6 protein-coding genes and 1 pseudogene are annotated in these 7,569 nt (G+C 71.0%); 2 read left to right on the top strand and 5 right to left on the bottom strand.

Features of this window, described 5'->3' with window-relative positions; all coding sequences use genetic code 11:
• Window positions 1-540, bottom strand: a pseudogene (locus SACSA_RS0108645) (hypothetical protein); the annotation flags it as partial.
• 121 nt (window positions 541-661) lie between these two features.
• Window positions 662-1,105, bottom strand: a complete 444-nt coding sequence (locus SACSA_RS0108640) for a hotdog fold thioesterase (RefSeq protein WP_028661691.1) — start codon at window positions 1,103-1,105, stop codon at window positions 662-664.
• Between the two features lie 62 nt (window positions 1,106-1,167).
• On the opposite strand from SACSA_RS0108640, the gene polA reads away from it, so the two are divergent.
• Window positions 1,168-3,876, top strand: coding sequence for a DNA polymerase I (gene polA / locus SACSA_RS0108635; RefSeq protein ID WP_028661690.1), 2,709 nt, complete (start codon window positions 1,168-1,170; stop codon window positions 3,874-3,876).
• A 479-nt stretch (window positions 3,877-4,355) separates the two neighbouring features.
• Window positions 4,356-4,562, top strand: coding sequence for a hypothetical protein (locus SACSA_RS26705; RefSeq protein WP_019815112.1), 207 nt, complete (start codon window positions 4,356-4,358; stop codon window positions 4,560-4,562).
• An 86-nt stretch (window positions 4,563-4,648) separates the two neighbouring features.
• On the opposite strand, the gene SACSA_RS0108625 is transcribed toward SACSA_RS26705, so the two are convergent.
• From SACSA_RS0108625 to SACSA_RS22115, 3 genes are all read right to left on the bottom strand, one after another.
• The gene (locus tag SACSA_RS0108625; RefSeq protein WP_028661689.1) at window positions 4,649-5,521 is read right to left on the bottom strand and encodes a sugar phosphate isomerase/epimerase family protein; all 873 of its coding nucleotides are present in this window, start codon (window positions 5,519-5,521) and stop codon (window positions 4,649-4,651) included.
• A 20-nt stretch (window positions 5,522-5,541) separates the two neighbouring features.
• On the bottom strand, window positions 5,542-6,549 hold the full coding sequence (locus SACSA_RS0108620) for a sugar phosphate isomerase/epimerase family protein (protein WP_019815110.1): 1,008 nt from the start codon (window positions 6,547-6,549) through the stop codon (window positions 5,542-5,544).
• 3 nt (window positions 6,550-6,552) lie between these two features.
• Window positions 6,553-7,569, bottom strand: a 1,017-nt coding sequence (locus SACSA_RS22115; RefSeq protein WP_019815109.1) for an alkaline phosphatase family protein, incomplete at its 5' end; no start/stop codon positions are given.

The raw sequence follows: 7,569 nt of genomic DNA, 5'->3' as shown, positions 1-7,569 counted from the left end.
CGCCAGCGCGCGGACGCGATCCAGCCGGGCGCTGGCACGGGCGGCCGCCGCCAGCTCGGGTTCCGGCGGAAGCCGCAGCGGGGGCAGGCGGTCCGTGCCGAGGATCTCGACCAAACCGGGCCCGTCGTCCTCGTCCTCGTTGCCGTCGTCCTCGCTGAGCTCGTCGTCGAACGCCACGGCGACCTCCTCGGCCAGTACGGCGTCGCCGAACTCGTCGGCCGCGGCGTCGATCTCGCGGCGTAACCTCCTGCCGAGTGTGGCCGGGATGCCGCCGGTGTCGGAGGCGTAGTCGACCACGGTCCGCGCCGCGGTGAGCACCTCGTCCACCTCGTCCGAGCCGACCCGGCCCGGGCACACGTCGAGCAGCAGTTCGGTGGGCGTGCCCGCCCGGAGCGCGCCGAAATCGGTGATCCCGAGCTCGCCGATGAGCGCGTCGAGGACCGCGTCCAGCCCCGCGCGCGAGGGCAGCGGCCGCCGCCCGGCACGGTGTGCCCACTCGGTGATCTCGTCGATCACGGTGGCGAGGTCGGTGTACTGCATCCGGCGAGGCTAACCAGCCCGGCCGCCCGTGTGGTGCCCCGTCCGGGCGGCGCGCGGCACACACCCGCCGAAGTGCCCCGGCCGGGTGACGCGGGACGGGGATGGCGGGCAGTTCCGTCGGTCAGCTCCCGGGCGTGCGCGGGCGCACGACGCAGGTCAGCCGGGCGGTGCAGCTACGCCTGCCGGACTCGTCGCTGATCACGATCTCGGAGGTGACCGTGCCCCGGCCCACGTGCAGCGGTGTCGCGACGCCGGTGACGTGTCCGGAGCGCACGGCGCGGTGGTGGGTGCAGGACAGCTCCAGGCCCATGGCGACGCGGTCGGCACCCGCGTTCAGCGCGGCCACGGTGGACCCGAGCGCCTCGGCCAGCACCGCGTTGGCCCCGCCGTGCAGCAACCCGTACGGCTGAAGATTGCCCTCGACCGGCATCGTCGCCGCCACCCTTTCGGGCGTCAGTTCGGTGAAGCTCAGCCCGACCTTGTCGTTGAGCTGTTGCTCGGCGATCTCGGGACTGATCCCGGCAAGCTGCTCACGAACTTCCTGCTCGGACACGTGGTCGGTCACTCGCGGCTCCTCGGTCGACACGTCGGGCCAGGCTGTCGGGCCCTCAGCCTAGACTCACGGGCGTGAGCCCCAACGAGAACACCTCCGTAGTGAACGACACACCCCGCCTGCTGCTGATCGACGGCCACTCGATGGCCTACCGCGCGTTCTTCGCGGTCCCCGCCGACCGGTTCTCGACCTCGACCGGGCAGGTCACCAACGCGGTGTTCGGGTTCACCTCCATGCTGATCAATCTGCTGCGGGACGAGAACCCCACCCACCTCGCGGTGGCCTTCGACGTCTCGCGCCAGACATTCCGTTCGGAGACCTTCGCCGACTACAAGGCGAACAGGCTCACCACGCCCGACGAATTCAAGGGCCAGGTCGAGCTGATCAAGGAGATCCTCGGCGCCCTGTCGGTTCCGGTGCTCGCCAAGGAGGGCTACGAGGCCGACGACATCATCGCGACCCTCACCACCCAGGCCTCGGCCGAGTACGAGGTGCTGATCTGCACCGGCGACCGCGACGCGCTCCAGCTGGTGACCGACTCGGTCACGGTGCTCTACCCGCGTAAGGGAGTCTCCGACCTCGTTCGCTTCGACCCGGCGGCGGTCCAGGAGAAGTACGGTCTCTCACCCCAGCAGTACCCGGACTTCGCCGCGCTGCGCGGTGACCCGTCCGACAACCTGCCCGGCATCCCGGGCGTGGGGGAGAAGACGGCCACCAAGTGGATCCGGCAGTTCGGCTCACTGGGCGGTCTGGTCGACCGCGTCGACGAGGTGAAGGGCAAGGTCGGGGACACGCTGCGCGCGCACCTGGACTCGGTGTTGCTGAACCGGCAGCTCACCGAACTCGTGCGGGAGGTTCCGCTCGAAACCGCGCCGGCCGACCTGGGACTGCGCCCGTGGGACCGCGACGCGGTGCATCGGTTGTTCGACGAGCTGGAGTTCCGGGTGCTGCGCGACCGCCTGTTCGCGTCGCTGACCAGTGCCGAACCCGAGGCCGATGCCGGATTCGAGGTCGACGGCGGCGCGCTGGAGCCCGGCACCGTCGCCGACTGGCTCGCCGCCCACGCCCCGCGGGGCGCCACCGTGGGACTGGCCGCCCGCACCACGGGGGCGTCGGTCTCGTCCGATTTGTCCTCGCTCGCGCTGGCGGCGCCGGATGGTCAGGGCGCCTACCTCGACGTCACCACGCTGACCGAGGCAGACGAACGCGCGCTGGCGGCGTGGCTCGCCGACCCCGATGTGCACAAGGTCGGCCACTCCCTCAAGGCGCCCCTGCACGCGCTGCGGGCCCGAGGCTGGTCACCCGAGGGCATCACGATGGACACCGAGCTCGCCGCCTACCTCGTCCGCCCGGGCCAGCGGTCGTTCGAGCTGGACGACCTCGTGCTGCGGTACCTGCGCCGGGAGCTGCGCTCGGAGCGCTCGGCCGACGGCGACCAGCTGTCGCTGCTGGACACCACCGACGCCGACACCCAGCTCGCGCACAGCGAGCTCCTGCGGGCGCGCGCCGTCGCGGACCTGTCGGGCGCGCTGGCCGACGAGCTCGGCACGAGCGGCGGCGGTCAGCTGCTCACCGAGATCGAACTGCCGCTGCTCTCGGTGATCACCGAACTGGAGGCGGCGGGGATCGCGGTCGACGCCGACGCGCTCACCACGCTCGAAGCGCACTACGCGAGCCGTGTGAAGGAGGCGACCGAACGGGCCTACGAGGTCATCGGCAAGCAGATCAACCTCGGTTCGCCCAAGCAGTTGCAGGTCGTGCTGTTCGACGAGCTCGGCATGCCGAAGACCAAGCGCACGAAGACGGGGTACACCACCGACGCCGACGCGTTGCAGACGCTCTACGAGAAGACCGAGCACCCGTTCCTGCGGCACCTGCTCGAACACCGCGACGCGACGCGGTTGCGCACCACCGTGGAAGGGCTGCTCAAGTCGGTGCACGACGACGGCCGCGTCCACACCACGCTGCATCAGACCATCGCCGCGACCGGGCGGCTCTCCTCGGTCGACCCGAACCTGCAGAACATCCCGATCCGCACCGACGAGGGGCGCCGGATCCGCGACGCGTTCGTCGTGGGCGCGGGATTCGAGGACCTGATGACCGCCGACTACAGCCAGATCGAAATGCGGATCATGGCGCATCTGTCGGGCGATACCGCGCTGATCGAGTCGTTCCAGTCGGGCTTCGACTTCCACGCCGCGACCGCCGCGCGGGTGTTCGGCGTGGAGCCGACGGAGGTCTCCGGCGAGCAGCGCGCCAAGATCAAGGCGATGAACTACGGGCTGGCCTACGGGCTGTCGGCCTACGGCCTCTCCCAGCAACTGCGCGTGCCCACCGACGAGGCGCGCGGGCTGATGGACGAGTACTTCGCGCGGTTCGGCGGCGTGCGGGACTACCTGCGCAGTGTGGTCGACCAGGCCGCGAGGGACGGCTACACGCAGACGATCTTCGGGCGGCGCCGGTATCTGCCGGACCTCACCAGCGACAACCGCCAGCGCCGCGAGATGGCCGAACGGATGGCGCTCAACGCGCCGATCCAGGGAAGCGCGGCCGACATCATCAAGGTCGCCATGCTCGGGGTGCACCGCGCGTTGACCGCGTCGGAGCTGCGCAGCAGGGTGCTGTTGCAGGTGCACGACGAGCTGGTGCTGGAGGTCGCCGACGGCGAGCACGCCGAGGTGGAGGCGTTGGTGCGCCGCGAGATGGGCGCGGCCTACGCGCTGTCGGTGCCGCTGGAGGTGTCGGTCGGCTTCGGTCGTTCCTGGAACGCCGCCGCGCACTGACGGCCCTCACGGGGCCCGGTCCGGTGTGACATGGACGGCCGATTAAGCGTTCACCCGTTCGGGTATTCGCTGGCCATGACTGGTCCGCATGCGCTGATCCTGGCCGGGTCGGGAATGCTCACCGACGTCGCCCAGCGGTTGACCCGGGACGGGTGGACAGTGGTGCAACCGTCCCGTCGTTACACGCCGGTCCCGGTGTCTCCGGACGGCGACCCGCAGGGTCGCGCGGTGTGGGTCCGGGCGCGGTGGGACGAGCCGGAGACGCTGGCACGGCGCGTGGCCGAGACCCTCGGCGCCACGCCGATCGACCTGGTGGTCACGTGGCTGCGCGAGGAGGACCGCGGGCCCGTGCTCGAGGCGGTCGCGCCGCTGATCGGTCCCCGGGCGCCGGTGGTGGACGTCCGGTCGGCGGTTGAGTCCGGGCTCGTGCCGGGCCTGCCGGAGCCGGCGTCCCCGCTCGGCGACCACCCACCCAGCGGGTGTTGTTGGGCGAGGCCTCGGCGCTCGCGCCGGGCAGGCCGCTCACCCACCGCGAGATCGTGGCCGCCGTGCTCACCGCGACGCGACGCGCGCTGGTGGACGCACCGCCGTCGACACAACACGTCGGGGAACGCACACCCCGCCCCCGTGTCCCGCGCCCCCGCTTGCACGGGAACGTGCCCGCCGTCGGCGTGCCCGGTTGGTGATGGTGAACGTGCCGTCCAGCACGGGGGCCGGTGCGCGCACCTGGCGCCCGCTCCGGCGCCCCCTCACCCGGAGGCGCGGGCCACGGTCAGAAGCGGAGGTCCGCGAGGTAGTCGAAGCCGACCTTCGCGGTCGTGAGCGGATCGCTCGGCGCGTCGTGTTCGACGATGTACTGCTTCATCGGACCCTTCCAGGTACGCCGGAACAGCTCGCCGAAGTCGATCGTGCCGGTGCCCAGGTCGGCCCATCCGCCCTCGGGCGCACGGTCCTTGACGTGGTACTGAAGCACCCGGCCGAACCGGCGGTAGTACTCCTCCACCGGGTCGGCACCGCCCTCGACCACCCAGTACAGGTCGTACTCGAAGTGGACGTTGCGCGGATCGGTGTTCTCGGCGATCACATCGATCGGGCGAACTCCGTCGATGGTCTGGTACTCGTGGGCGTGGTTGTGGTAGCCGTAGGCGATCCCGGCCCTGCGGAACGCCGCGGCGGCCGTGTCGAGCCGCTCGGCGAAGGCCCGCCACTCCGCCAGCGTGGAGTAGTTCGCGTAGGCGCAGGCGGCCTTGGTGTAGCCGAGGGTCCGCGCGTCGTCGATGAGCTGGTCGACGTCGGCACCGTCGAACGAGACGTGCGCGGAGGTCGCCCGCAGGTGATACCGGTCCAGCAGGCCGCGGAACTCGGCCGCCGACCGGCCGTAGGTCCCCGCGAGTTCGACCGTGCGGTACCCGATGTCGGCCAGGGCCTCCAGCGTGCCCTCCAGATCCTCGGAGAGCAGGTCCCGCAGGGTGTAGAGCTGGATGCTGATCATGTTCTTCGGCACGCGCCTGCCACCGGACCAGCCTCCGGCCTGGCCCGGCGCCGCCTGCGCCGTCGTGGCCAGCGCTCCGGTGATGCCCGCCGCGGCCGCGGCGCCCGCCGCCGTCCGGAGCATCGCCCGCCGGGACAGTCCGGCGCCGGTCATCCCGTTGTCACTCATCGCACTCAGTTCCCTTCCGTGCTGAAGGCGGCGTCGAAGGCCGCCTCGGGCTTGTCGAACAGCAGGCCGCGGATGTGGGTGACGGCCTCCGCCGCACCACGCAGCCGGTCCATGCCCGCGTCCTCCCACTCCACCGAGATCGGCCCGGTGTAGCCGATCGAGTTCAGTGCGCGGAACGCGCTCTCCCAGTCCACGTCGCCGTGCCCTGTGGAGACGAAGTCCCACCCCCGGCGTGGGTCCGCCCACGGCAGGTGGGAGCCGAGCCTGCCGTTGCGGCCGTTGAACTGCTTCTTGGTGTCCTTGCAGTCGACGTGGTAGATCCGGTCGGCGAAGTCGAGGATGAACCCGACCGGGTCGAGGTCCTGCCACACGAAGTGCGACGGGTCCCAGTTCAGGCCGAACGCAGGCCGGTTGTCCACCGCCTCGAGCGCCCGCTTCGTGGTCCAGTAGTCGTAGGCGATCTCGCTGGGGTGCACCTCGTGCGCGAACCGCACGCCCACCTCGTCGAACACGTCGAGGATCGGGTTCCAGCGGCGCGCGAAGTCGGCGTAGCCGTCGTCGACCATGTCCTGCGACACCGGCGGGAACATCGCCACGTACTTCCAGATCTTCGAACCGGTGAACCCGATGACCGTGTCCACCCCGAGCTTCGCGGCCGCGCGGGCGGTGTCGGCCATCTCGGCCGCGGCACGCTGCCGCACGCCCTCCGGCTCACCGTCACCCCAGATCCGGGCGGGCAGGATGTTGCGGTGTCGCTGATCGATCGGGTCGTCGCACACGGCCTGCCCGACGAGGTGGTTCGAGATCGCCCACACCTTCAGCCCGTACGAGTCGAGCAACGCGAGGCGCTTGTCGACGTAGTCCGGTTCGGACAACGCGCGGTCGACCTCGAAGTGGTCGCCCGAGCAGGCGATCTCCAGGCCGTCGTAGCCCCACTCCGAGGCCCGACGGCACAGCTCGTCGAACGGCATGTCGGCCCACTGGCCGGTGAACAACGTGACCGGTCGGGTCATGACTCACGCTCCCTTGCGGATTCCTTGCAGTTGCAGCAGCAGGTCGGCGACGTCGGTCGCGGCGATCCGCCCGGTGGACTCCACCGCGGACGGTGCCGCCGGGTCGGAACAGAGCAGAACGGGACCGTGCTCGGGTGAGTCCGGCAACCTGCCGTGCGAGCCGCGCACCCACCTCGGGTCGGTGGGCACCACGTTCATCGCGTAGCGGAGCCCGACCTTCTTGCGCACGAGATTGAGGCCCGCCTTCGCCTTCACCAGGGGGTCGGTGGGGTCGAAGAACAGTTCGGCGGGATCGTAGCCGGGCTTGCGGTGGATCTCCACGCCCTTGGCGAAGTCCGGCCTGCGCGCCTCGTCCAGCCAGTAGTAGTAGGTGAACCACGCCCTCGGCTCGGCCACCGCCACCAGTTCGCCCGCGCGCTCGTGGTCGAGCCCGTAGCGGGCCTGGGCCTGCCGGTCGAGCACCTCGTCCACCCCGCCCAGGCTCTCCAGCAGGCTCCGCACCTTCGGCAGGTCGGCGTCGTCGGCGACGTAGACGTGCGCGACCTGGTGGTCGGCCACCGCGAAGGCGCGCGAGGTCCACGGGTCCAGGTACTCCATGCCGTCCTGGGTGTAGACCTCGAGCAGGCCCTCCCGGCGCAGCGCCCGGTTGATGTCGACCGGTGTGTCGGCGGGTGCGATGCCGTACTCGCTCAGCGCGACCACGGTCGCCTCCGCCTCGCGCGCGTCGTGTCGTTGTAGGCGTAGGCGGGCCTGCCCTCGTGCAGGTACAGCGACCAGCCGCCGAACCTCCCGCCCCTGAGCCACCAGCACACCGTCGGCGCCGCCCTCGGGCACCTCGACCTGCGCGGTCAGGGTGTGCGAGCGGTTCTTGACGTTGGGCGCGGTCTCCTCGGTGAGCCGTGTGGCGTTGCCGTGAAAGCGCACCGACCTGCGGTCGCCCATCAGGTCCAGACGCCGGCCTCGGCGGGGGTTCTCCCGCTCGGGCTGGTGGACGGCGACGGCGGCACCGTGACGGTGCGG

Origin of the sequence: Saccharomonospora saliphila YIM 90502, assembly GCF_000383795.1 — a bacterium.
Taxonomy (GTDB): domain Bacteria; phylum Actinomycetota; class Actinomycetes; order Mycobacteriales; family Pseudonocardiaceae; genus Saccharomonospora; species Saccharomonospora saliphila.
Note: the sequence above shows the minus strand (reverse complement) of the source record. Positions and strands in the feature narration are given on the sequence as shown.

Coding starts and splice junctions, on each gene's coding strand:
- SACSA_RS0108625 (WP_028661689.1), bottom strand. CDS start 5,521: ATGACCGGCGCCGGACTGTCCCGGCGGGCGATGCTCCGGACGGCGGCG.
- SACSA_RS0108620 (WP_019815110.1), bottom strand. CDS start 6,549: ATGACCCGACCGGTCACGTTGTTCACCGGCCAGTGGGCCGACATGCCG.